Source organism: Anaerotignum sp., from assembly GCF_051877975.1.
Classification (GTDB): Bacteria; Bacillota; Clostridia; order Lachnospirales; family Anaerotignaceae; genus Anaerotignum_A.
On sequence record NZ_JBJEJK010000053.1, the window covers coordinates 16,264 to 37,142 of the forward strand.

Annotated in this window: 26 protein-coding genes; 23 read left to right on the plus strand and 3 right to left on the minus strand. The window is 47.0% G+C overall.

The genetic code is table 11. The features are described from left to right. Positions 1-218: 218 nt before the first annotated feature. Complete coding sequence (locus ACI39P_RS07945; protein WP_439720127.1) at positions 219-1,772, plus strand: CAP domain-containing protein; 1,554 nt, start codon at positions 219-221, stop codon at positions 1,770-1,772. Positions 1,773-1,836: 64 nt separating this feature from the next. Here the strand turns inward: ACI39P_RS07945 and ACI39P_RS07950 are convergent, their stop codons facing one another. Both ACI39P_RS07950 and ACI39P_RS07955 read right to left on the minus strand, forming a co-directional pair. Continuing rightward, positions 1,837-2,487 (minus strand): SGNH/GDSL hydrolase family protein, encoded by a 651-nt coding sequence (locus ACI39P_RS07950; RefSeq protein ID WP_439720128.1) that lies wholly within the window; start codon positions 2,485-2,487, stop codon positions 1,837-1,839. A gap of 133 nt (positions 2,488-2,620) precedes the next feature. Further along, positions 2,621-3,091 carry a LytTR family transcriptional regulator DNA-binding domain-containing protein gene (locus ACI39P_RS07955; protein WP_439720129.1) on the minus strand — a complete coding sequence of 157 codons (471 nt, stop codon included), beginning with the start codon at positions 3,089-3,091 and terminating at the stop codon, positions 2,621-2,623. A 236-nt stretch (positions 3,092-3,327) separates the two neighbouring features. Here ACI39P_RS07955 and spoIIIAA point away from each other — a divergent pair, with 236 nt between their 5' ends. The 20 genes from spoIIIAA to ACI39P_RS08055 all read left to right on the plus strand — a co-directional run bounded on the left by spoIIIAA (position 3,328) and on the right by ACI39P_RS08055 (position 18,293). Beyond that, positions 3,328-4,266, plus strand: coding sequence for a stage III sporulation protein AA (gene spoIIIAA, locus ACI39P_RS07960; RefSeq protein ID WP_439720130.1), 939 nt, complete (start codon positions 3,328-3,330; stop codon positions 4,264-4,266). Beyond that, positions 4,263-4,781: a stage III sporulation protein AB gene (locus ACI39P_RS07965; RefSeq protein WP_439720131.1), complete on the plus strand. Its 519-nt coding sequence runs from the start codon at positions 4,263-4,265 to the stop codon at positions 4,779-4,781. The genes spoIIIAA and ACI39P_RS07965 overlap by 4 nt, the downstream gene beginning before the upstream one ends. 15 nt (positions 4,782-4,796) lie before the next feature. Beyond that, positions 4,797-4,991, plus strand: coding sequence for a stage III sporulation protein AC (spoIIIAC, locus tag ACI39P_RS07970; RefSeq protein WP_439720132.1), 195 nt, complete (start codon positions 4,797-4,799; stop codon positions 4,989-4,991). A gap of 13 nt (positions 4,992-5,004) precedes the next feature. Continuing rightward, complete coding sequence (spoIIIAD, locus tag ACI39P_RS07975; protein ID WP_439720133.1) at positions 5,005-5,388, plus strand: stage III sporulation protein AD; 384 nt, start codon at positions 5,005-5,007, stop codon at positions 5,386-5,388. Positions 5,389-5,399: 11 nt separating this feature from the next. Beyond that, positions 5,400-6,518 carry a stage III sporulation protein AE gene (locus tag ACI39P_RS07980; RefSeq protein ID WP_439720134.1) on the plus strand — a complete coding sequence of 373 codons (1,119 nt, stop codon included), beginning with the start codon at positions 5,400-5,402 and terminating at the stop codon, positions 6,516-6,518. A 2-nt stretch (positions 6,519-6,520) separates the two neighbouring features. Further along, positions 6,521-6,772, plus strand: a complete 252-nt coding sequence (locus ACI39P_RS07985) for a stage III sporulation protein AF (RefSeq protein ID WP_439720135.1) — start codon at positions 6,521-6,523, stop codon at positions 6,770-6,772. A 4-nt stretch (positions 6,773-6,776) separates the two neighbouring features. Next, entirely contained in the window at positions 6,777-7,334 is a 558-nt protein-coding gene (locus ACI39P_RS07990) for a hypothetical protein (protein ID WP_439720136.1), read from the plus strand. Between the two features lie 13 nt (positions 7,335-7,347). Beyond that, positions 7,348-7,983 (plus strand): SpoIIIAH-like family protein, encoded by a 636-nt coding sequence (locus tag ACI39P_RS07995; RefSeq protein WP_439720137.1) that lies wholly within the window; start codon positions 7,348-7,350, stop codon positions 7,981-7,983. A gap of 218 nt (positions 7,984-8,201) precedes the next feature. Further along, positions 8,202-8,567, plus strand: a complete 366-nt coding sequence (locus tag ACI39P_RS08000; protein ID WP_439720138.1) for an Asp23/Gls24 family envelope stress response protein — start codon at positions 8,202-8,204, stop codon at positions 8,565-8,567. 88 nt (positions 8,568-8,655) lie between these two features. After that, on the plus strand, positions 8,656-9,057 hold the full coding sequence (gene nusB, locus ACI39P_RS08005) for a transcription antitermination factor NusB (protein WP_439720139.1): 402 nt from the start codon (positions 8,656-8,658) through the stop codon (positions 9,055-9,057). Positions 9,058-9,079: 22 nt separating this feature from the next. Further along, positions 9,080-10,315, plus strand: a complete 1,236-nt coding sequence (xseA, locus tag ACI39P_RS08010) for an exodeoxyribonuclease VII large subunit (protein WP_439720140.1) — start codon at positions 9,080-9,082, stop codon at positions 10,313-10,315. Further along, entirely contained in the window at positions 10,290-10,526 is a 237-nt protein-coding gene (xseB, locus tag ACI39P_RS08015; protein WP_439720141.1) for an exodeoxyribonuclease VII small subunit, read from the plus strand. Before xseA ends, xseB begins: the two co-directional genes overlap by 26 nt. Further along, positions 10,523-11,410: a farnesyl diphosphate synthase gene (locus ACI39P_RS08020; protein ID WP_439720142.1), complete on the plus strand. Its 888-nt coding sequence runs from the start codon at positions 10,523-10,525 to the stop codon at positions 11,408-11,410. The genes xseB and ACI39P_RS08020 overlap by 4 nt, the downstream gene beginning before the upstream one ends. 44 nt (positions 11,411-11,454) lie before the next feature. Further along, positions 11,455-11,886, plus strand: coding sequence for a divergent PAP2 family protein (locus ACI39P_RS08025; protein ID WP_439720143.1), 432 nt, complete (start codon positions 11,455-11,457; stop codon positions 11,884-11,886). Between the two features lie 42 nt (positions 11,887-11,928). Then, positions 11,929-13,788 carry a 1-deoxy-D-xylulose-5-phosphate synthase gene (dxs, locus tag ACI39P_RS08030; protein ID WP_439720151.1) on the plus strand — a complete coding sequence of 620 codons (1,860 nt, stop codon included), beginning with the start codon at positions 11,929-11,931 and terminating at the stop codon, positions 13,786-13,788. 14 nt (positions 13,789-13,802) lie between these two features. Next, a complete protein-coding gene (locus ACI39P_RS08035) occupies positions 13,803-14,621 on the plus strand; it encodes a TlyA family rRNA (cytidine-2'-O)-methyltransferase (protein WP_439720152.1) in 819 nt (272 codons plus the stop codon). Between the two features lie 11 nt (positions 14,622-14,632). Further along, complete coding sequence (locus ACI39P_RS08040; protein WP_439720144.1) at positions 14,633-15,487, plus strand: NAD(+)/NADH kinase; 855 nt, start codon at positions 14,633-14,635, stop codon at positions 15,485-15,487. Positions 15,488-15,525: 38 nt separating this feature from the next. Then, positions 15,526-15,981 (plus strand): arginine repressor, encoded by a 456-nt coding sequence (gene argR / locus ACI39P_RS08045; protein ID WP_439720145.1) that lies wholly within the window; start codon positions 15,526-15,528, stop codon positions 15,979-15,981. A 20-nt stretch (positions 15,982-16,001) separates the two neighbouring features. Beyond that, entirely contained in the window at positions 16,002-17,678 is a 1,677-nt protein-coding gene (gene recN, locus ACI39P_RS08050) for a DNA repair protein RecN (protein WP_439720146.1), read from the plus strand. 138 nt (positions 17,679-17,816) lie between these two features. Next, complete coding sequence (locus ACI39P_RS08055) at positions 17,817-18,293, plus strand: superoxide dismutase family protein (RefSeq protein ID WP_439720147.1); 477 nt, start codon at positions 17,817-17,819, stop codon at positions 18,291-18,293. Positions 18,294-18,336: 43 nt separating this feature from the next. On the opposite strand, the gene ACI39P_RS08060 is transcribed toward ACI39P_RS08055, so the two are convergent. Beyond that, on the minus strand, positions 18,337-18,759 hold the full coding sequence (locus ACI39P_RS08060; protein ID WP_439720148.1) for a helix-turn-helix domain-containing protein: 423 nt from the start codon (positions 18,757-18,759) through the stop codon (positions 18,337-18,339). Positions 18,760-19,131: 372 nt separating this feature from the next. Here ACI39P_RS08060 and nifS point away from each other — a divergent pair, with 372 nt between their 5' ends. Further along, a complete protein-coding gene (gene nifS / locus ACI39P_RS08065) occupies positions 19,132-20,313 on the plus strand; it encodes a cysteine desulfurase NifS (RefSeq protein WP_439720149.1) in 1,182 nt (393 codons plus the stop codon). Positions 20,314-20,370: 57 nt separating this feature from the next. Then, complete coding sequence (gene nifU / locus ACI39P_RS08070; RefSeq protein ID WP_439720150.1) at positions 20,371-20,802, plus strand: Fe-S cluster assembly scaffold protein NifU; 432 nt, start codon at positions 20,371-20,373, stop codon at positions 20,800-20,802. Positions 20,803-20,879 lie beyond the last annotated feature (77 nt).

Consider the following 20,879-nt stretch of genomic DNA (forward strand, 5'->3'; position numbering starts at 1 on the left):
AAATCTTTCGGCTCGGTTTTGTGCGGATTAGGATGAAATGTGGAGAAATTCTGCATAAAAAAAGTCTTTTTTAGGGCTGTTGTGGAGAGAAAATTGCATTTTTCCTTGCCAAGATGGAAAAACATGTTATAATGATATACAAACGTGTGTTCACAGTTTCGTAAAGAAACGGAAAAAGATTTGAAATAAATTTCAACTTTTTGAAAGGAATGAAACTTATGAAACGGTTTGCAGCTATCCTCTTGGCGGGGATTTTGTGCATCACTGCGGCTGTTCCTTCCTTTGCCGCCGTTGAAACCAATGCTGGCGAATGGGCTAAGCCTTCTATGGAATTTGCCTATGACGAAGGGCTGCTGACGGATGCGGAAATGCAAAAGGCAAAATCACCTATGAGCAGAAAAGAATTCTGCAAAATGGTTATGCGCTTTTTGGAAATAGTTACGGAAAAGGAATGGAAAGCTACCCAGGCGAGCCCTTTCTCTGACTGTGATGATGCAGAGGTGACGGCAGCCTATGAAGCAGGCATCATCGGCGGGGTAGAACCGGGCATATTTGCCCCGGACAGAACGCTGACCAGAGAACAGATGGCGATTATGGTGGCTCGTGTATTGAAAACCTGTGGCATCGACCTGACAGAAAAAGCAGTGAAAAATCCCTTCACAGACACTTCTGTTCTGTTCGATTCTTCCAATAAATATATCGACCAGCTTTACGGGATTGGTGTTATTGCAGGGTATGCAGACGGCACCTATGGCCCCTTTCAAGAAATGACAGTACAGGAAGCGGTGGTATCTTTTGTAAAAGCATATCGATATACACTGGAACAGACAGGCGGAGAAGGGATATCTGTGGTTCCGGAAAAAACAGAAAAAGAGCCTGCCGCAGAGAAAGAACAGGAAACAGCTATTCCAGAAGAGTCGGTTTCTATGGAAGAAAACAAAGAGACCCAGCAGGAAGTAGCTTCTGCGGCGAAAACAGAAACGGTAACAGTGGGCGGAAAGAAGATTTCCCTGAACTGGACAGCGGAAGAACTGAAAGCTGTTTGGGGCGAACCCGACCGTATTGATACATCTGTGTATGGTTTGGACAGATATATTTATATCAATGAATATCTGGATTACTTTTTTGCAACGTTCCAAAATGGCAAAGTGGTTGAGATTTTTGTGCCCGGAACAGATTTTTCTTATTTGAGTATGAATGGTAAAGGGACGATGGTAGATATAGAGAATCTTGCCTATGTCAGCAGTGTAGAGCACAGCGGTGTCATTTACAATGAAATTTCCGAAGCGAGAGTGCCTTTGGATTATGAGGGGAATATTTGCGGGCTGCTGCTGCAGACCAAAACTTTTTCTGAGGAAAAAGACCCTGTGAGCACTCTGCAGTATACGATGAAAGCGGATATTGAAGCGCAGCTTCTGGATCTGATTCAGGTGCGCCGTGCGGAAAAAGGCCTGCCCTTGCTGATTTGGGATAAAAAGCTTGGAGAGGTCGCAAGAGCCCATTCGGAAGACATGGCTTCCAAAAATTATTTTGATTATAATAGCCCCGATGGAACGACACCATTCGGACGCATCATGGAGAATGGAAAAGAATTTTCCACGGCTTCTGAAGTCATCGCCAGACAGCGGGGCGATGTGGTGCAAATATATCAGGAATGGATGCGTTCTGCGGCAAAGCATAATGGGCTGATGGATCAAACAATGAAAGAAGTTGGCATTGGTGTTTCTTCCAGAACAAAGGTGCTCCATGTGACAGTAGACCTTTGCGGATAAAGAGAATAGACAGAAAATAGCAGAAAGAAAGCCTTGAATCTTGGGATTCAAGGCTTTTTTGTGTTCAAAAATTTTGGGTCAGTTCCAGTATCTTTTTCTCGATCAGAGCATAAAAGATATCATAGCCTGCGTTGCTCCAATGGACACCATCAAACTGGAACAGGGTATCATAGGCTTCGAAGCCATCTTTTTCTTTGACTGCCAGAAAGGTTTCATAAATATCAATGACAGGGCATCCATAGGCTTTTGCCAGCTTTAATACGATATCGCGATAAAGTTCGATACGGTCGGTAGTAGTAAAAGGATAAAAATCCGTATCCACCACAGGAGGCGGTGTGATAAGCAGAGGCAGACAAACGCCGCCGTTGAAATCCTTGGTATCGTGCCGGCAGGCCAGTATCTGTTCGATCATAAAGGCCATATTCTGCTCATATTCCCAAGGGGTACGGTATTGTCCTTCATTCAGAGCACTGTCGTTGGAGCCTAAAAAAAGGACAGTGATATGGGGTTTTAGCCGCAGGACGTTGCTATCCAGCCGTTGGCGGGCTTCCCGGGTCGTTTCCCCGTTGATGCCGCGGTTATATACCTTCCAGCGGATGGCAGGATTTTTTTCCGGTAATTCCTTTGCCAAACGGGAAGGATAGGCCACATGGGATAATACGCCGTAGCCGTATGTTAAACTGTCACCGAATGCAACCAATCGAAATTCTTTCATCAGGAAACCTCCTTTTTCTTCGTTGGTTTTATTGTAACGATGAAAGGAGGCAAAGTCAATCGACAAGAGGATTGGGTTCAATAAACACAAATGAAAAGAATGAGTGATCTTTTAAACAAGTCAGCTGGAATGTTCAGTCGGCGATGCAGTCTAAAAAAGGAGTGATGGCTTGTATGAAGTTTTTTTTGAAGCTGCGGCTGATAAAAGCAGTTTTACTGGACTTGAAAAAGAATATGACCCAGGGGTCTTTGGTTTTATCGATGTAGGAAACATTCTGCAGATTGATGATAAAAGAACGGTGGGTCTGTATGAAATAAGACTCAGGTAGGACATTACGGATCCGATACAGGGGAAGAGACAGGGAGATTGTTGTGTTTACCAGGTGGATAACGGATTTTTTCTGCCCGCTTTCCACGAAAAGGATTTCGCTGTAGGGGATGTTGTAAATCCCTTTGGCAGTGCTGATGCGGCAAAATTGGGCTTTGCTGCCCTGCGATGAGGCTGTTTCTTCTTCTGAAAGGCGGACTTGCTTCATATTGGAACAGAGCTCTTTTAAAGTTCGTTCTATTTCATCATCAGATTTGGAAATTAATATCGTATACATAATTTTCTCCTTTTAAATAGTTCGAGAAATGTTTTTGATGAATTTTGATAAATTTTTAGATTTTCAATTACATTGTATCACATCTTGTGAAAAATGTATGAACTTTTTTAAAAACAATGGAAAATTTTGTATAATTAGTCAAAAAATACATATAAAAAGACAAGATTTCATATCAAAATTGTTGGAATGAACCCATTTCTAAGGCATAGGATAGGAGAAGAAAGGAGGACGAGCCAATGCAGACAGAAGCGGTTTGGCGGGCATTGCCCAGAAAGATACGAGAAGTATTGCCGGAGGAGACCCTTGCGGATGTGCAGGAACTGCGGCTGAGAAGCGGACAGCCCTTTCTGCTGAAAAAAGCGGATGGGATATTTTCTTTGCAGAAGAACGGCGAACTGCTTTCTGCCCCATGGAAAGGGGGCATCCCTATTTCTGCGGCAGACCTGCGGGAAACGGTGTCTCTTTTGAGTGCCTATTCTCTTTACGCTTTTGAAGAAGAATTGCGGCAGGGGTATATCACCGTGGAAGGGGGACACCGGGTTGGATTCTGTGGAAAGGCCGTTTTGGAAAACGGGGAAATCCGCACACTGCGCCAAATGAATGCCTTAAATATCCGCATTGCTAGAGAGCAAAAAGGATGGGGGGAGCTTTTTTTGCCGCAGCTGATGGAAAAGGACAGCTTTTGCCATACCCTGATCGTATCTCCGCCGGGCTGCGGAAAGACGACGCTTCTGCGGGATATTGTCCGCTGCCTCAGTATAAGAGGAAAGACAGTTGGGATAGTAGACGAAAGGGGAGAAATTGCCCCTTTGCGGGATGGAATCCCTCAGATGGATGTGGGGCCCTGTACTGATGTGCTGGAAGGCTGCCCCAAGGCCAAGGGAATCATACTCTTGCTGCGGAGTATGTCCCCGGATATTATCGCAGTGGATGAGCTGGGGCGAAGAGAGGATATTGAAGCAGTGGAGGAAGCTTTGCATGCGGGGGTGAAGCTGATTGCCACTGCCCACGGGAACGATTTTTCTGATTTAAAGACGCGCCCGCAAATGCAGGCATTGATCCGAAAAAAGATTTTTGAACGATATCTTTTTCTCTCTAACCGGAACGGAACAGGAACAGCAGAGGAGATGCGGGACAGAGAGGGCAAAATTCTTTGGAAGGGGGAGAAGATATGATGCGGCTGGTTGGTATCGCGCTCGTGCTGGGAGCCACTCTGTGGTTTGGGGCGTATTTTGCTGCAAAGGAAAAATATCGTCTGAAAGAACTGGAAGAACTGGAACGGGGAATCCTGCTGCTGCAAAGCCAGATTCAATATCTTTCTGCCCCTTTGCCGGAGGTGCTGGAAAGCATCAGCTGGAAAACCGATGGCACAATCGGAGAAATTTTTCAGAGAGCAGCAGAGCGTATGGCGGAGCGGGATGGCGCATCGGCGGAGCTGATTTGGGAGGAAGTCTGGCAGAAGCAGGCGGTACATACTTTTTTGACAGCGGAAGATCTGGATGCGGTTCTCCTTTTTGGCAGAGCGTTGGGATATCTGGATAAGGAACAGCAGGAAAGCAATATCCGTTTGCTTTTGCGATATATCGAACAAGCATTGGAGCAGGGAAAGAAACGATTGGAGAAAAACGGCAGATTATATTACGGGATGGGCGGGCTGAGCGGCTTGCTCATCGTAGTCACACTGCTGTAAAAGGGGGAAGAAAAAATGGAGATCAATGTGGTATTCCGTATTGCCGCAGTGGGAATTTTGGTAGCAGTATTGAATCAGGTACTTATTCGGGCTGGAAGAGAGGAACAGGCCATGATGACCACACTGGCAGGGCTGGTGGTGGTGCTTTTCTGGGTCATCCAGTATATCAGCCAGTTGTTTGATACGGTGCAGACCCTGTTTCAGCTATGAAAGGGGCGATTCTATGGAAATGGGAAGGATTATCGCTCTGGGGCTGGTGGGAACGGTATTTGCCGTTCTGCTGAAAAAAGAAAACCCGCAGATTGCCATGTTGGTGGCTGCCATCACAGGAATTTTGATTTTCGGAATGATCTGTGTCCCCCTGGGAAATTTAGTTTCTCTGCTGCGGGAAACGGCAGAGCAGGCGGGGGTCGGCAGCGGCTATTTTGCTGTGGTGCTGAAGGTGATCGGCATTGCATACCTGACGCAGTTTGGCGCACAGCTTTGTGCCGATGCGGGGGAAGGCGCAGTGGCGGCAAAAATAGAATTGGCAGGGAAGATCCTGATGATGACAGCGGCGGCCCCTGTGCTGACGGGCTTGCTGGAAATGGTCATGGGGCTGGTATAGGAGGAAACAGGATGAAAAAATGCTTACTGATTTTGATTCTCCTTTTTTCTTTTTTGCCGACAGCCGCTTTTGCGGCGGAAATAGATCCTCAGGTTATTGAAGCAGAGTTGGAAAAATTGGAAACAGAGGCGGTAGATGAGGCGGCGGAAGATTTGGATGCAGAGGTAGGATTTTCAAAGCTGCTGAAGGATGTGCTGCTGGGAGAGTTTGATTTCACCTTTGCAGGACTAAAGGAAGAAATATTGGAAGCGGCCTTTGGGGAATTTCGGGTACAGGGCAAATTATTGACACAATTGCTGTTGGTAGTGCTCTTGAGTGCCATCCTGAAGCAGTTCAATGATTCCTTTCAGGGAAAATCTGTGGGGGAAATGGGCTTCTATATTTGCTATATGGTATTGGTTGTAGTGATATTAACCTCGTTTTACACGATTGCCGAGGGCGTTGTGGAGAGAATGAAAGGAATCTGCGGGGTGTTCGGGACGATGGTGCCCATCTTTGTCGTTTTGACTGCTTCTTCCGGCAATCTGACCCAAGGGGCATTGATGGGGCCTGCAATCATGGGCGGTTCGGCGGCACTATCTGTGGCCATCAGCCGTATCATCATTCCTGCTATTTTATTAGCAATTGCCTTGGAAATGGCAGATCATATCTCAGAAAAACCGATATTGGGAAAATTTGCGGAACTGCTGCGCCAGTGCATCGGCTGGGGCATGAAAGGAGCGGCAATGGCTTTTATGCTGCTGCTCTCTCTGCAAAAAATCGGCGGTGGTGCATTAAATGGGTTGGCAGCAAAAACAGCGAAAATTGCTGTAGGAGCCGTGCCTGTAGTGGGGAATGTCATGGGCGGCGCGGTGGAAACGGCGGCGGCTGTGGCTGGAACGCTGAAAAGTGGGACTTTGGTGGCGGCGGCAGTGTTTTTGCTGATTCTCTGTATCCCTCTGGTGGTAAAGCTGCTGGTCATTATGCTGGTGTTCAGGCTGACAGCGGCAGCGGCGGAATTTATCTGCGAGGAAAGGCTGGTAGAATGTATCTCGGCGGCAGGGGAATATACAGGACTTCTTTTAGGGGTAGTTTTCCTGGGGGAAGGAATGTTTTTATTTTCGGCACTGCTTTTATTGGGAGGCTTGTAGGCATGATGGAAGCATTTGCAGCATATATTAAAACCATAACTGCATTGACCATTTTTTCTGCTTTGGTGGGTATCCTCCTGCCCGAAGGGAAATATCGCCGCTATGCGGAGTTGGTACTGGGGGTATTGGTACTGACAGCGGTATTGGGCCCTTTTCTTCGGCTGTTCGGGCAAACGGAGGGATTCGAACTGCCAGCTATGAGACTGGAGCAGGAATGGTCAGATACATATAACGGATACACAAAAGAAGGGTGAGAAGATGCAAAAGGATGTTTGGAAGGGGCTGTTCAGCCCGGAAAACAAAAAGATGCGAAGCAATGTGTTCCTGGCGCTGATGGCAGGCATCCTGCTTTTGGCAGCAGGAAAGAGTTTTTCTTTTTTTGGCGGGGATGCTGCTGAGGCTCCGCCGCAGGAGGAACGCACAGAAATGACCCTTTGCAATGATGCGGAAACGGAACGCCGTATGGCTGAAATCCTCTCCAAAATCGAAGGAGCAGGGCAGGTAGATGTGATGCTGACCTACCGCAAAACGGAAGAAAAGACAGTTGCACGGGATGAGCTGCGGGAAGAATCCTATTCCGAGGATGGCGGAAAAACTTCTGAATCTCTTCGGGTGGAAAATACCGCCATTTTCACAGAGGACAGGAGTGGAAATACGCTGCCGGTGATCCTTTCGGAAACATCCCCGGAAGTAGAGGGGGTCGTTATTGTGGCAGAGGGCGGCGGAGATCCGGTGGTCTGCAATACCCTCAATCAGGCGGCGCAGGCGCTTTTGGATGTGCCGGCGCATAAGATCGCGGTTTTGAAAATGAAATAGAGGGGGAAAAGGTATGTTTGTCATCAAGAGGAATCAGGTAGTGGTCACGGCATTGGCGGTGATGATTGCGGCAGCGGGGTATTTGAATTTCCAGGAGAGCCGCTCTTCAGAAGGAAACCAGACGGCGCTGCAGCTGACAGAAGAAGGCGATGTAACGGCTTTGGTGGATTATTCTGCATTGCCCGATGATGTGGATACATCGGCACTGGCGCTGGACCCCATTACGGCAGAGGTGGCAGAAACAACGGGAGATGGGGCGGCGGTCTATGTTTCCGCCAGCAGCCTGACCGGTTCGGAATATTTTGCGGAAGCCAAGCTGGATCGGGAACAGTCCCGGGCAAAACAGAAAGACATTCTGACGGAAATGCTGAATAATGAAAACATCAGCCAGGAACAAAAGGATAAATGTACAGAAAATATGATGCAGCTGCAGGAGCGCATTGAAAAGGAAACAGCGGCAGAGGCTATGATCGAATCCAAGGGCTTCAAGGAGGCTTATGTCCGTATCGATGATGATACGGTGGATGTAGTGGTGGATAAGGATACCCTGACTGATGCGGAGGTGGTGCAGATCGAGGATATTGTGAAGCGGAAAACAGGCATGGAACCGTCTCAGATTCGTATCAATACATTGCAGAAAACAAAATAAAACGGAGAAAAAAGCGGAAAGAACAGGGATTCTTTCCGCTTTTTTCTGCATATGAATTTATGCATGATTTTGTGTATATTCATTGCAAAAGGGGTAATTATCTGATATAATTAAGGACATAATTATGCGTAAGAAAAGAAATTGTTTGGAATTTTTCTCAGAGTATATTAGATTTCATACAAAATCATGAATAAAACTAAAAACAGGAGGTAGGGAATATGTCTGAAAATAAAATGAATGGACAGATCCAGATCGCGGATGATGTCATCGGCGTGATCGCTGTTACTGCGGCGCTGGAAGTAGAAGGCGTTGTGGCCGGCGGCAGCAGCAAAAGCTTTGTGGAATTTTTGGGCAAAAAAGGACACACAAAATGTGTGAAGATTACAAAAGATGAAAATGAAGCTGTGCTGGATATGGATATTATCGTAAAATTTGGCGCGAAAGTGCAGGATGTGGCGAAGGAAGTGCAGGAAAAAGTCAAATCCACAGTGGAGACCATGACGGGGCTGAATGTGGCGGTTGTCAATGTTTGCGTTTCCGGCGTTGTGAAAGAAAAAGAAGAAAAAGCTGAGGAAGAAGAATAAGCGGCGAAAGTGTATGCAGCGGGTTTCATGGCTTATGCCGATGAAACCCGTTCTGTGCGTTTCAATGCAGAAAATACGGAGGTATGTTATGAGCCGAAGAAGTGCAAGAAAGAATGCGTTTTTTCTGTTGTTTCAGATGGATTTCAGTGAAGAGGCGGAGTTTGAACAGGTGAAGGAAATTTTCTTTACGGAAAAAGAAGAGCCTGTGGAAGAAGGCGAAAAAGCGTTCATCCTTTCTGAGGTAGAAGGGGTACATGAACATATGGAAGAGATCGATGGCTTGATCGCTGCCAGTGCAAAGGGCTGGGATCCGGAACGGATGAATAAGGTAGACCTGGCGATTTTGCGCCTGGCTGTTTATGAAATGAAATTTGCGGAAACGCCCGTTGGGGTTGCCATCAATGAAGCGGTGGAATTGGCGAAAAAATTCAGTTCCGATGAAGCCCCTGCTTTTATCAACGGCGTGTTGGGCAAGGTGGCTCAGGCATAAATGAAGGTAAGGGAGTGTCCCGATGATCGAACCAAAGGTCTTTACGGTAGGGCAGATCAACCGATATATCAAAAATCTGCTGGAAAATGATTTTATATTGAACAGCCTTCTGGTGCAGGGGGAAATTTCCAATTTCAAGGCCCATTCCAGCGGTCATTGGTATTTCACCCTGAAAGATGCCCAAGGAGCGATTTCCTGTGTCATTTTCAAGCAGGATGCCAGCCAGATTCCCTTTTTGCCGGAAAATGGCATGAAGGTGATCCTGTATGGACATGTTTCCCTTTACGAGAAAACAGGGCAGTATCAGCTATATGGCGAATTTTTAGAGCCCATCGGCATGGGGGCCTTGCAGATCGCCTTCGAGCAGATGAAAGAAAAACTGGCGGCGGAAGGGTTGTTTGACGCAGATTTCAAACGGGAGATTCCTGAACATGTGGGCTGTATTGCTGTTGTTACCTCTCCTACAGGTGCTGCGGTGCGAGATATCATCCAGATTGCCAAGCGGAGAGACCCTCGGGTGAAGCTTGCCATATTTCCCACGCTGGTACAAGGGGAATCTGCGGCGGCAGATATCGTCCGTTCCCTGAAGCTGGCAAATGAATGGGGAAAGGCAGATGTTATCATATTGGGGCGCGGCGGCGGCTCTATGGAAGATTTGTGGGCGTTCAATGAAGAGATTGTGGTGCGGGCTATTTTTGCTTCGGAGCTGCCTGTGATTTCCGCCGTAGGCCACGAAACGGATTTCACCATTGCGGATTTCGTATCGGATTTGCGGGCACCGACTCCCTCTGCGGCGGCGGAACTGGCAACGGAGCCTTTGGACAGCATTAAAGCGGATCTGTCGGAGCTGACAGAACGCCTCCATAGAGATGTGCAGGCGGTTTTGACCACCTCCAAACGGCGGCTGGATTTTTTGAAGGAACGTCCGGTTTTGAAGCGTCCCCTGGAGGGAATCCGTCGGACACAAGTATATTTGGAAGAAAAGGAACGGCTTTTGCTGCGAGAAACACTGCAAAGGCTGGAGAAGGATAAACAAAAACTGAATGCGGCAGAATCAAGATTGCAGGCAGTTTCTCCTTTTTCTATCATGCAAAGGGGCTATGCCATGCTGATGGATGAAAAAGGAAAGCCTGTGACGACGGCAGAAGCGGCAGCAGTGGGACAAGCTTTGCAGGTGCGGATGAAAGATGGCATTTTGCAGGCAGAGGTAACAGGAAAGGCGGTGTTTACCCGTGGCGAAAAAGAAACTATCCTTTGAAGAAGCGATGGAACGCTTGGAGGAGATCGTAGAACAGCTGGAACAGGAGGAAGCACCGCTGGAAACGGCTGTTGCCCTTTATAAAGAAGGGCTGGGACTTTCTGCCCTGTGCCGGGAAAAGCTGGCGGCAGCAGAAGGTGAGATCGTCCTTCTCAGAAAGGAAGCAGGACTTTGGCAGGAAGAGCCTTTTCAGGAGGAGGCAGAAGAATGATGGATTTGAAACAGGAACTGAAAGAAAGATGTGCATATATCGAAGGGGCATTGGAAAAAGCATTGCCCCAGCAGCAGGCGTTTCCGCCTGTGATTTTTGAAGCGATGCGTTATAGCCTGCTGGCAGGGGGCAAACGGCTGCGCCCGATGATGCTGCTGGCGGCCTGTGAAGCGGTGGGCGGCAAAAAAGAGGATGCGTTGCCCTTTGCCTGTGCGCTGGAAATGATTCATACCTATTCCCTCATCCATGATGATCTGCCTGCCATGGATAACGATGATTATCGCCGGGGCAGACTGACCAATCATAAGGTATTCGGAGAGGATATGGCGATTTTGGCGGGGGATGGACTGCTGCATCATGCCATGGAAACCATGGCGGATGCCTGTCTGAAAAATCCTACCCCTCAGACCACAGGTGCGATGAAGGCCATTGCCCATGGGGCAGGTATTTTTGGCATGCTGACGGGGCAAGTGGTGGATGTGTATTTTGAAGGGAAGCCCTTAGATAAGGAAACGCTGGATTTTATCCATCTGCATAAGACGGCGGCCATGATTCGCGGCGCACTGGAGGCAGGCGCTATCATTGGCGGTGCCGATCAGAAAACGGCAGAGCAGTTTGGTTTGGCCGGTGAAAAGATTGGCGTCGCATTCCAGATTTTAGATGATATTCTGGATGTGACAAGTACCATGGAAGAACTGGGGAAGCCCATCCATAGTGATGAAAAGAACCACAAGACCACTTATGTCACTCTTTATGGCATCGAAAAATCCCGTGACATTGCGGCGAAGCTTTCCCAGGAGGCAATGGAGATTTGGAAAAAGCAGGGAGAAAGCTGTGCATTTTTGTCTGCGCTGACGGAATATTTGACAACCAGGACGTTTTGAACAGTTTAAAAAGGTTTTGAGATAAGCAGAAAGAAGGCGAGCGTATGTATCATTTTCATGCGATTCTGCAAAATATCCCCCTTTGGGCTGCCATCATTGCATGGGCGGCGGCACAGGGGATAAAAATTATTCTGACATTGATTGTTGATAAAAAATTCGATGCTTCCCGCATCGTGGGGACAGGCGGTATGCCCAGTTCCCATTCTTCCTTTACCATGGCCCTTTCTTTCAGCATTGGAAAATATTATGGGTTCGATTCGCCTTTGTTTGCCGTTGCGATGATTTTTTCTTTTGTGACGATGTATGACGCCCAGGGGATCCGAAGAGCGGCAGGCAAGCAGGCGGAAATTTTGAATATGCTGATTTTGGAACACAAGATACCCGATGTGGATAAGTTGAAGGAACTTTTGGGACATACCCCTCTGGAGGTTGCCGCCGGGGCACTGCTGGGCATTGTGATCGGGCTTTGGCTTTAACGAATTTGTAAGAAATAGAGAGTTGGTGACATTGTGGGCGGAATTTTAAACCGAATTCATTCCACGAAAGATATCAAAAAACTAAATGACGGAGAACTGGCGGCTTTGTGCAGGGAACTGCGTAAGTTTTTGCTGCAGAAGGTTTCTAAGACCGGCGGGCATCTGGCGTCCAATCTGGGCGTGGTAGAGTTGACGGTGGCTTTGGAATATTGCTTCGACCTGCCAAAGGATAAGATTGTATGGGATGTTGGCCATCAGGCTTATATCCATAAAATATTGACCGGCCGGAAAGATGGTTTCGATCATCTCCGCCAGCTGGACGGGCTGAGCGGCTTTCCGAAACCCAATGAAAGTGCCTGTGATGCCTTTGCGGCAGGCCATAGCTCTACGTCAATTTCAGCGGCATTGGGGTTGGCAAAGGCCCGCGATCTGATGGGCGGAAAAGAGCATGTGATTGCAGTTATCGGGGATGGTTCCATGACGGGTGGGCTGGCTTATGAAGCATTGAACAACGCCGGAAAAGAGCAGACCAATTTGATCGTGATTCTGAATGACAATCAGATGTCTATTGATACGAATGTGGGCGCTGTGAGCAGACACTTAAATAACCTCCGCACCAGCTATCAGTATCGTGGCTGGAAGGAAGCGGTAAAGCAGTTTCGGGATAATGTGCCTGTCATTGGTGAGGGCACTTATCAGGTGCTGAAAAATGTCCGGGATGGTGCAAAAATGCTGTTTACCCACGGTGCGCTGTTTGAACAGCTGGGCTTTAAATACATAGGCCCTGTGGATGGCCACGATTTGCCGGAGCTGATCGAGCTGCTGCAGAATGTGCGGGAAATGAATCGTCCTGTTCTGATTCATGTAAAGACGATCAAGGGCAAGGGATATCCCTATGCGGAGGAACGCCCCTGGGATTATCACGGCGTTGGTGCCTTTGATTTAAAAACAGGCTTGCCCATTTCCAAGGGTGGCAAGAGCTGGTCTGCTGTATTTGGAGAAAAAATGGTGGAGATCGGCAAAAAGAATCCGAAGGTGGTCGGTATCACTGCGGCAATGAGCGGTGGGACAGGCTATGAAAAATTCCAGAGAGCCTTTCCAAAACGCTTCTTTGATGTGGCCATTGCGGAACAGCATGGCACCACCTTTGCCGCAGGCTTGGCAAAGGGCGGTATTATTCCTGTATTTGCGGTATATTCCTCTTTTTTGCAGCGGGCGTATGACCAAATCGTCCATGATGTTTGTATGCAGAATCTTCATGTGGTATTTGCCATCGACAGAGCAGGCATCGTCGGCGCAGATGGGGAGACACATCAGGGCGTCTTCGACCTGTCCTTCCTGAGCCATATCCCCAATATGACCGTCCTTTCTCCAAAGAATGGCTGGGAACTGGAAGAAATGCTGGAATTTGCTGTAAACAAATGGGATGGCCCTATAGCGGTGCGATACCCCAGAGGAACGGCAGAAACAGCCTTCGCAGAAAAGAAACAGCCGATTGTATATGGCAAGGCGGAACTGATACAGGAAGGGGAAAAAATCGCTATTCTGGCAGAGGGGCACATGCTGAAAGCGGCGGCAGATGCCGCAAAGCTGCTGGAGGCAGATGGATATCATCCGATGCTGGTGAATATGCGTTTCATCAAACCGTTGGATGAGGAAATGCTGCGAAAGGCAGCAGAAACCTGTGAGCATATCGTGACAGTGGAGGATAACCTCCGCAGGGGCGGTTTTGGCTCTAAAATAATGGAATTCTATGGGGATAACGGTATTCAGGCGGATATCCTGAATCTGGCTTTCCCTGATAAATATATTGAACAAGGCACGCAGGCGCAGCTTTTTGAACGATATGGGCTGGATGCTGCGGGCATTTATGAAAGCATAAAGAAAAGATTGGGAGAATGACCATGGCAGAAAAGGTGGAAAAAGAAAGATTAGACGTTTTGTTGGTACAGCAGGGGCTGGCAGCCTCCAGAGAACTGGCAAAGGCTTATATCATGGCGGGCAATGTTTATGTTGACGGACAGAAGGAAGATAAGGCAGGGACAAAAGTGCCTGTGAATGCCAATTTGGAAGTAAAAGGCAGCCAGATGAAATATGTCAGCCGAGGCGGCTATAAGCTGGAAAAAGCGGTAAACGAATTTGACATTTCATTGGACGGGAAAATTTGTTTGGATATCGGCGCTTCCACAGGGGGTTTTACGGATTGTATGCTGCAGAATGGCGCATCCAAGGTCTATGCCATCGATGTTGGCTATGGGCAGTTTGCGTGGAAGCTGCGGAATGATGAAAGAGTCGTTTGCCTGGAAAAGACCAACGTACGCTATGTGACCCATGAACAGGTGCCCGATGAAGGAGATTTTGCTTCCATTGATGTTTCCTTTATTTCCCTGACCAAGGTGCTGCCTGCGGTTTTAGGTGTTTTGAGCGAAAAAGGGCAGTTGGTCTGCCTGATCAAGCCCCAGTTTGAAGCAGGCAGGGAAAAGGTCGGCAAAAAGGGGGTTGTGCGGGATATCAACGTACATAAAGAGGTCATCGAAATGATCGCAAATTATGTACGGACGCAGGATCTGGGCATTCTGGGCCTGAGCTTTTCTCCCATCAAAGGGCCCGAGGGCAATATTGAATATTTGATCTATCTGGATAAAAGCCAGAAGGGCATGACAGAAGAGGAAGTACAGAAAAAACTGGAAGAAGTGGTAACAGAATCTCATAAAATCCTTTCCGGAGAGAAATGAGGGGGAAGAAGATGAAAAAAGTAGCGATTTTGCCCAATGTAGAGAAGGATAAAGGACTGGCAGTGACAAAGAGATTGGTGAACTATCTGCTGGAAAAGGGCTGTCAGCCGCAGCTTTCCCTGCGGGTGGCAACGTTGGCAGAATTGCCCCAGTATGCCAAGGAGGAAGAAGAACTTTATGAACATAGTGATTTTCTGATTTCACTGGGGGGCGATGGTACCCTTTTGGGGGTCGGCAGAAGAACGGCAAATTTTGAAAAGCCCATCCTGGGCATCAATTTGGGAACGCTGGGTTTTTTGACGGCGGAAGAAAAAAATAACGCAGAACTGGCCATTGATAAGGTTTTGAGCGGCAATTATAAATTGGAAAAGCGCATGATGCTGGAATGCAGTATGGCAAAAGGAGATATGCGAGAAACAGGAATGATCGCTCTGAACGATATCTGTATTACCCGTGGCAATCTGTATAAGATATTGGAATTCAATGTTTTTATTAACGATGAATATGTGGATACCCTGCGGGCAGATGGTGTTATCATCTGCACACCTACGGGTTCCACTGCTTATAACCTTTCCGCTGGGGGTCCGGTGTTGAAGGCAGATGCACAGATCATTGCCATTACGCCCATTTCTCCTCATACCCTCACTAGCAGGCCCATTGTGGTTTCTGCCGATGATGTGGTAACGGTGGAGATCAACCCCAGCCGGGAGGATACCCCTTTTACCATCAGTGCCGATGGACAGGATAACAAGACGCTGATGGGCAAGAATGTGGTGCAGATTCGCAAAGCGCCAGTCTGCACAACGATCATTAAGACGAAACCGCAGAGTTTTTATGACGTATTGCGGCATAAATTATCCAAGTGATTTTTTCTTTTTGAGAAAAAGTAAGGAGGGTTGCAGCGATGAAAATCGCCAGACATGCAAAAATTTTGGAACTGATTGAAAATTATGATATCGAAACACAGGATGAACTGGCGCAGAAGCTTTGCGAAGAAGGCTTCATGGTGACGCAGGCTACTGTTTCCCGTGATATTCGTGAAATGAAGCTGACAAAGATCGCCACAGAAAAAGGCCGTCAGAAATATGCGGTGATAACAAACAATGATACAGAGGTGACAGAACGGTTGACCCGCGTGTTCAAGGAAGCGGTGCTGAAGATGGACTATGCCCAGAATATAATCGTTGTGAAAACGTTGGACGGCATGGGCATGGCGGTGGCTGTTGCGCTGGATAATATGCAGAATAGTGAAATCCTTGGCACCATCGCTGGGGATGATACGGTTTTCTGTGTTGTCCGTACCCATAATCAGGCAGCAGTCATTATTGAAAAACTGTATCGTATCATCCATAGCGCCTGATTGATAAGGGGGGACGCTTTATGCTGGAACATCTGCATATCAAAAATGTAGCACTCATCAAGGAAAGCGAGATATCCTTTGGTGAGGGGCTGAATATCCTGACGGGGGAAACGGGTGCAGGGAAATCTATGGTCATCGATTCTCTGCAGTTTGCTTTGGGCGGCAGAGCAGGAAAGGATTTTCTGCGCCATGGGGAAAAACAGGCTTTGGTGGAGGCCTTGTTTGTCATGCAGTCAGCAGCTTTGCAGGAAAAATTGGAAGAACAAGGCATTGAACCGGAGGAAGATGGTTCCGTTCTGATTACCCGTACCCTCAGCGAATCAGGAAAATCTGTGTGCCGTGTAAATGGTTCTACGGTTACTGTAGGTATGCTCAGAGAGATTGCCGAGGACCTGATTGATATTTATGGACAGCATGAGCATCAGTCCCTTCTGAACCCTTCCAAGCATATCCGCCTGCTGGATCGTTTTTGCGGCGCAGGGTTTGGTGAGGTTTTGACGGCATATCAAACTAGCTATCATGCCATGAAAGAGCTGGAAAAACAGCTGCAATCTCTGTTGGGGGATGAATCCCAGAGGGAGCAGCGGATGGATATCCTGCAATTCCAGAAGGAAGAACTGGAGGCAGGGAAACTGCGTTTGGGCGAGGAAGAAGAATTGCTGGAGCAGAAAAAACGTTTGAGCAGTATGGAAAAGTTGATGCGCCTGACAGGAGAAAGTATTGCCCTCCTTTATGACGGGAAAGAGATGATCCCCTCTGCCTGTGATCAGCTGGGAGATGCCCTGGCAAAGCTGCAGGAGGCAGCAGGATATGACAATGGCCTGCAATCCTTTGCGGATGCATTGGCAGATGCCTATGCGGCGGTGGAGGATACAGCAAGGGAATTGAAACGGGAAGCGGAAAAACAGGAAAATGATCCCGAGGCACTGGAGGAAATGGAAGAACGCCTGCAGTTGATTTATAAATTAAAACGAAAATATGGCGGAAGCGTGGAAGCGGCATTGGCCTTTTATGAGAAAGTGGTGCAGGAGCTGGATTTTCTTTCCAACAGCAGCGAAAAAGTGGCTGAACTGACACTGGAAAAGGAAAAAGAACAGAAAAAACTGGCGGCTACGGCGGAGAAGCTTTCTGCTTTGCGGAAATCGACTGCGGAGCAGGTGGCAGGGCAGATTGAGGCTTCTTTAAAGGATATGGAGATGAAGGATGCCAGATTTTATATCCAAATTGAGGAAAAAGCCGATTGGGCGGCCGATGGTAAGGATAAGGTGGAATTTCTCATTTCTGCTAATGCGGGGGAAAATTTGAAACCCTTGGCAAAAATCGCCTCCGGCGGGGAAATGAGCCGGGTGATGCTGGCATTGAAAACAGTGCTGGTGGATGGGGATGAAATCGGTACGTTCATTTTTGACGAGATCGATACCGGTGTCAGCGGCAGAACAGCCAGAAAGGTTGGCGAAAAGATGCGCTTTTTGGGCAGTAAGCGGCAGATTTTGTGTATCACCCATTTGCCCCAGATCGCAGCCATGGCAGATCATCATTTCCTCATCGAAAAAGAAAGCGGGGATGGCGAAACTGTTACACAGGTCACTTCTCTGGAGGGGGAAGGCTCTGTGCTGGAAGTTGCAAGATTGATGGGCGGCAGCGATGTGACGGAAACAACGCTGGCAGCGGCAAGAGAATTGATTGCAGAAAAATAAGAAAAAGGATATATTTCAGACTACGATTTTTTCGTAGTCTTTTTTATTTCAAAGGGAAGCGTGATTTGGTTTCAGATTTATTTCGGGTTATCACCATAAAATGTTGTGTGAATACTATGGTGGAAAAGGGGGGATCTTATGGTTACATTTGAAGCATGCAGAGAAGAATTGATGAAAGAATTGCAGGAAATGCCCATGGCAACGGCAATATTGCAGGGCTCTGCAGCCTATCCGGAGCTGAAAGGGAAAGTAAGGCTGTTTCAGACAGAGAAAGGTGTATTGGTAGTGGCTAATATCCAGGGCTTGCCGGAACAAGACCCCTGCGGCGGTGTATTTGGGTTCCATATCCATGAAGGCAATGACTGCGGCGGGGATGATTTTGCGGATACAAAGGGGCATTATAATCCTAAAAATTGTCTGCACCCCTATCATGCAGGAGATTTGCCGCCGCTGTTTTCCAATCATGGCAGTGCTTGGATGGCAGTATTGACGGATCGATTCCAGCTGCAAGAGGTGATCGGGAGGACAATGGTCATCCATCTGCACCCGGATGATTTTGTGACACAGCCTGCAGGAAACAGTGGCATGAAGATTGCCTGCGGTGTGATCCGATGAATAGAAAAAGACTATGGAATTTTTCCATAGTCTTTTAAGGTTTTTAACGATATTCTTCGGATTTTTGTGCTACTCTCAGGACGGTGCTTTTTACTTCCGGTTCTCCGTAGTTCAGGGTTGTTTGACCTTTCCTTCGAGCCTGTCTGTCAACTAAGAACTGCATATATAGCATCAATTCATCTTTACTATCATCATTCAGCATTGCATAATAACGGCGAAATTCGTTAAATTCTGCCGTTTCATCATCAATGACATAGGGATGGCGGATATCGTTGACACCTAACAGGTAATCCATGGATACATTGAAAATAGAAGCGATCTTTTTTAAATCAGGAATGGAAGGTTGATTTCGCCCGGATTCATAGTTCGCAATTGCCGTGTAACCATAGTTAAGCATTTCTCCCAGTTTGACCTGCGTCAGTTTTTTTTCTTTTCTCAGTGCTTTTAAGCGATCTTTGAATTCCATAGGTCCCACCTCGTTTTGCCAAAAATTTTCTTCACCAATCGATCTGAAAAGAAGATTTGCGATGAAAACTTTTTATATTCTAACCGATTTCGGGAAAAGTATAATTTGTACCCAAAAACTTATTTCCCATTATACGGGTAATTATTTGAAGGGAAAAGACAATGACACGGATGCAAAAAAAAACTTGAAAAAAGTTTTCGATATGTGAAGTTTATGCTGTTTTTATTCAGGGAGTAAAAAATTTGGGGATTATTTTGGAAAGATTTTAATTTTCTATTGACATATGTCGATAAAGATGATACATTTAATTCACACAAAACATATAAAAATACTATGATATATAAATAAGAAGAGTATGAGAGGAGATTTTATATGAAAACGAAAATGTATTTTGATAATGCGGCAACAACACCTGTCAGAGAAGAAGTCCTGCAGGAGATCCTGCCTTATTTTAGAGAACACTACGGCAACGCATCCAGCGTATATGCTGTTGCAAAGGAAAGTAAACGAGCATTGGAACATGCAAGAGCGCAGGTGGCAGCAGCCATCAATGCGCAGCCGGAAGAAATTTATTTCACAGCTGGTGGTTCTGAAAGCGATAATACAGCCCTGAGAGGGGTTGCAGAAGCTTATGCTTCCAAAGGCAATCATATCATCACAACAAAGATTGAGCATCATGCGATTCTGCATACAGCAGAATATCTGGAAAAACATGGTGTAGAAGTAACATATTTGAATGTAGATGAATTCGGTAAAATTTCTTTGGAAGAATTGGAAAAGGCAATTCGACCTGAAACAGTTCTGATTTCTGTAATGTTTGCTAATAATGAGATTGGTACGATCCAGCCTATCAAAGAAATCGGCGAAATCGCCAGAAAGCATGGTGTACTGTTCCATACAGATGCCGTACAGGCTGTAGGCCATGTCCCCATTGATGTGGAAGCAATGCATATCGATCTGCTTTCCGTGAGCGGTCATAAGCTGGGGGCACCCAAAGGCATCGGCGCCCTTTATATCAGAAAAGGTACAAAGGTAACACCTCTGATTTTCGGCGGTGCTCAGGAAAAGAAACAGCGTGCCGGTACAGAAAATATCCCTGGTATCGTAGGTATCGGTAAGGCTGCAGAACTGGCAGTGGCAGAAATGGAAGCAACAACTGCAAAGTTGGTTGCTCTGAGAGATAAGCTCATCAAAGGTATTCTGGAAAATATCCCTTACAGCCGTTTGAATGGTCATCCTACAGACCGTCTGCCCGGCAACTGCAATATTTCCTTCTCCTATATCGAAGGGGAATCCCTGCTGCTCCTGTTGGATGCACTGGGTATCGCAGCTTCCAGCGGTTCTGCCTGCACTTCCGGTTCTCTGGATCCTTCCCATGTACTGATGGCCATTGGTCTGCCCCATGAAACAGCCCATGGTTCTCTGAGACTGACAATGGACAGAGACAATACAGAAGAAGAGGTAGATTTTATTCTGGAAAAACTGCCTGGTATTGTTCAGAGACTGAGAGATATGTCTCCTGTTTATGAAGATGCTATGAAGGCGAATAAATAAAAAACAATTTGATTTGAAAAGATAAAAAAACGAGGATACACGAAGGAGGAGCCTTTTATGGAATACAGTGAAAAAGTAATGGATCATTTTATGAATCCCAGAAATGTTGGTGAAATTGAAAATGCCAGCGGTGTTGGCCAGGTGGGCAATATGAAGTGCGGTGATATTATGAAGGTATATCTGCAGATTGAAGATGGCAAGATCATCGATGCAAAGTTTAAAACCTTTGGCTGCGGCGCTGCGGTAGCAACCAGTTCTATGGCGACAGAACTGGTAAAAGGCAAAACCATTCAGGAGGCCTTGGAGGTAACCAATAAAGCGGTGATGGAAGCCTTGGATGGCCTGCCCCCTGTAAAGGTACACTGTTCCTGTTTGGCGGAGGAAGCGCTCCATGCTGCCCTGTGGGATTATGCCCAGAAAAATAATATTACCATTGATGGCTTGAAGCCCCCTGTCAATGATTTGGATGAACTACATCATCAGGAATAAATATAAATCAGCGCATATCTAACTCTATTTCCCTCTAATAAAACAGACCCTTTCTCTTCGGAGAAAGGGCCTTTATT

Excerpts from the sequence above, each read along its gene's own strand:
- xseA (WP_439720140.1), top strand. The coding sequence starts at position 9,080 with ATGATCGAACCAAAGGTCTTTACGGTAGGGCAGATCAACCGATATATC.
- ACI39P_RS08025 (WP_439720143.1), top strand. The coding sequence starts at position 11,455 with ATGTATCATTTTCATGCGATTCTGCAAAATATCCCCCTTTGGGCTGCC.
- ACI39P_RS08000 (WP_439720138.1), top strand. The coding sequence starts at position 8,202 with ATGTCTGAAAATAAAATGAATGGACAGATCCAGATCGCGGATGATGTC.
- ACI39P_RS07955 (WP_439720129.1), bottom strand. The coding sequence starts at position 3,091 with ATGTATACGATATTAATTTCCAAATCTGATGATGAAATAGAACGAACT.
- ACI39P_RS07950 (WP_439720128.1), bottom strand. The coding sequence starts at position 2,487 with ATGAAAGAATTTCGATTGGTTGCATTCGGTGACAGTTTAACATACGGC.
- ACI39P_RS07990 (WP_439720136.1), top strand. The coding sequence starts at position 6,777 with ATGCAAAAGGATGTTTGGAAGGGGCTGTTCAGCCCGGAAAACAAAAAG.
- ACI39P_RS07985 (WP_439720135.1), top strand. The coding sequence starts at position 6,521 with ATGATGGAAGCATTTGCAGCATATATTAAAACCATAACTGCATTGACC.
- ACI39P_RS07965 (WP_439720131.1), top strand. The coding sequence starts at position 4,263 with ATGATGCGGCTGGTTGGTATCGCGCTCGTGCTGGGAGCCACTCTGTGG.
- ACI39P_RS07995 (WP_439720137.1), top strand. The coding sequence starts at position 7,348 with ATGTTTGTCATCAAGAGGAATCAGGTAGTGGTCACGGCATTGGCGGTG.
- ACI39P_RS07945 (WP_439720127.1), top strand. The coding sequence starts at position 219 with ATGAAACGGTTTGCAGCTATCCTCTTGGCGGGGATTTTGTGCATCACT.
- spoIIIAC (WP_439720132.1), top strand. The coding sequence starts at position 4,797 with ATGGAGATCAATGTGGTATTCCGTATTGCCGCAGTGGGAATTTTGGTA.
- ACI39P_RS08040 (WP_439720144.1), top strand. The coding sequence starts at position 14,633 with ATGAAAAAAGTAGCGATTTTGCCCAATGTAGAGAAGGATAAAGGACTG.
- ACI39P_RS08055 (WP_439720147.1), top strand. The coding sequence starts at position 17,817 with ATGGTTACATTTGAAGCATGCAGAGAAGAATTGATGAAAGAATTGCAG.
- ACI39P_RS07980 (WP_439720134.1), top strand. The coding sequence starts at position 5,400 with ATGAAAAAATGCTTACTGATTTTGATTCTCCTTTTTTCTTTTTTGCCG.
- spoIIIAD (WP_439720133.1), top strand. The coding sequence starts at position 5,005 with ATGGAAATGGGAAGGATTATCGCTCTGGGGCTGGTGGGAACGGTATTT.
- ACI39P_RS08020 (WP_439720142.1), top strand. The coding sequence starts at position 10,523 with ATGATGGATTTGAAACAGGAACTGAAAGAAAGATGTGCATATATCGAA.
- recN (WP_439720146.1), top strand. The coding sequence starts at position 16,002 with ATGCTGGAACATCTGCATATCAAAAATGTAGCACTCATCAAGGAAAGC.
- nifU (WP_439720150.1), top strand. The coding sequence starts at position 20,371 with ATGGAATACAGTGAAAAAGTAATGGATCATTTTATGAATCCCAGAAAT.
- spoIIIAA (WP_439720130.1), top strand. The coding sequence starts at position 3,328 with ATGCAGACAGAAGCGGTTTGGCGGGCATTGCCCAGAAAGATACGAGAA.
- nifS (WP_439720149.1), top strand. The coding sequence starts at position 19,132 with ATGAAAACGAAAATGTATTTTGATAATGCGGCAACAACACCTGTCAGA.
- ACI39P_RS08060 (WP_439720148.1), bottom strand. The coding sequence starts at position 18,759 with ATGGAATTCAAAGATCGCTTAAAAGCACTGAGAAAAGAAAAAAAACTG.
- nusB (WP_439720139.1), top strand. The coding sequence starts at position 8,656 with ATGAGCCGAAGAAGTGCAAGAAAGAATGCGTTTTTTCTGTTGTTTCAG.
- argR (WP_439720145.1), top strand. The coding sequence starts at position 15,526 with ATGAAAATCGCCAGACATGCAAAAATTTTGGAACTGATTGAAAATTAT.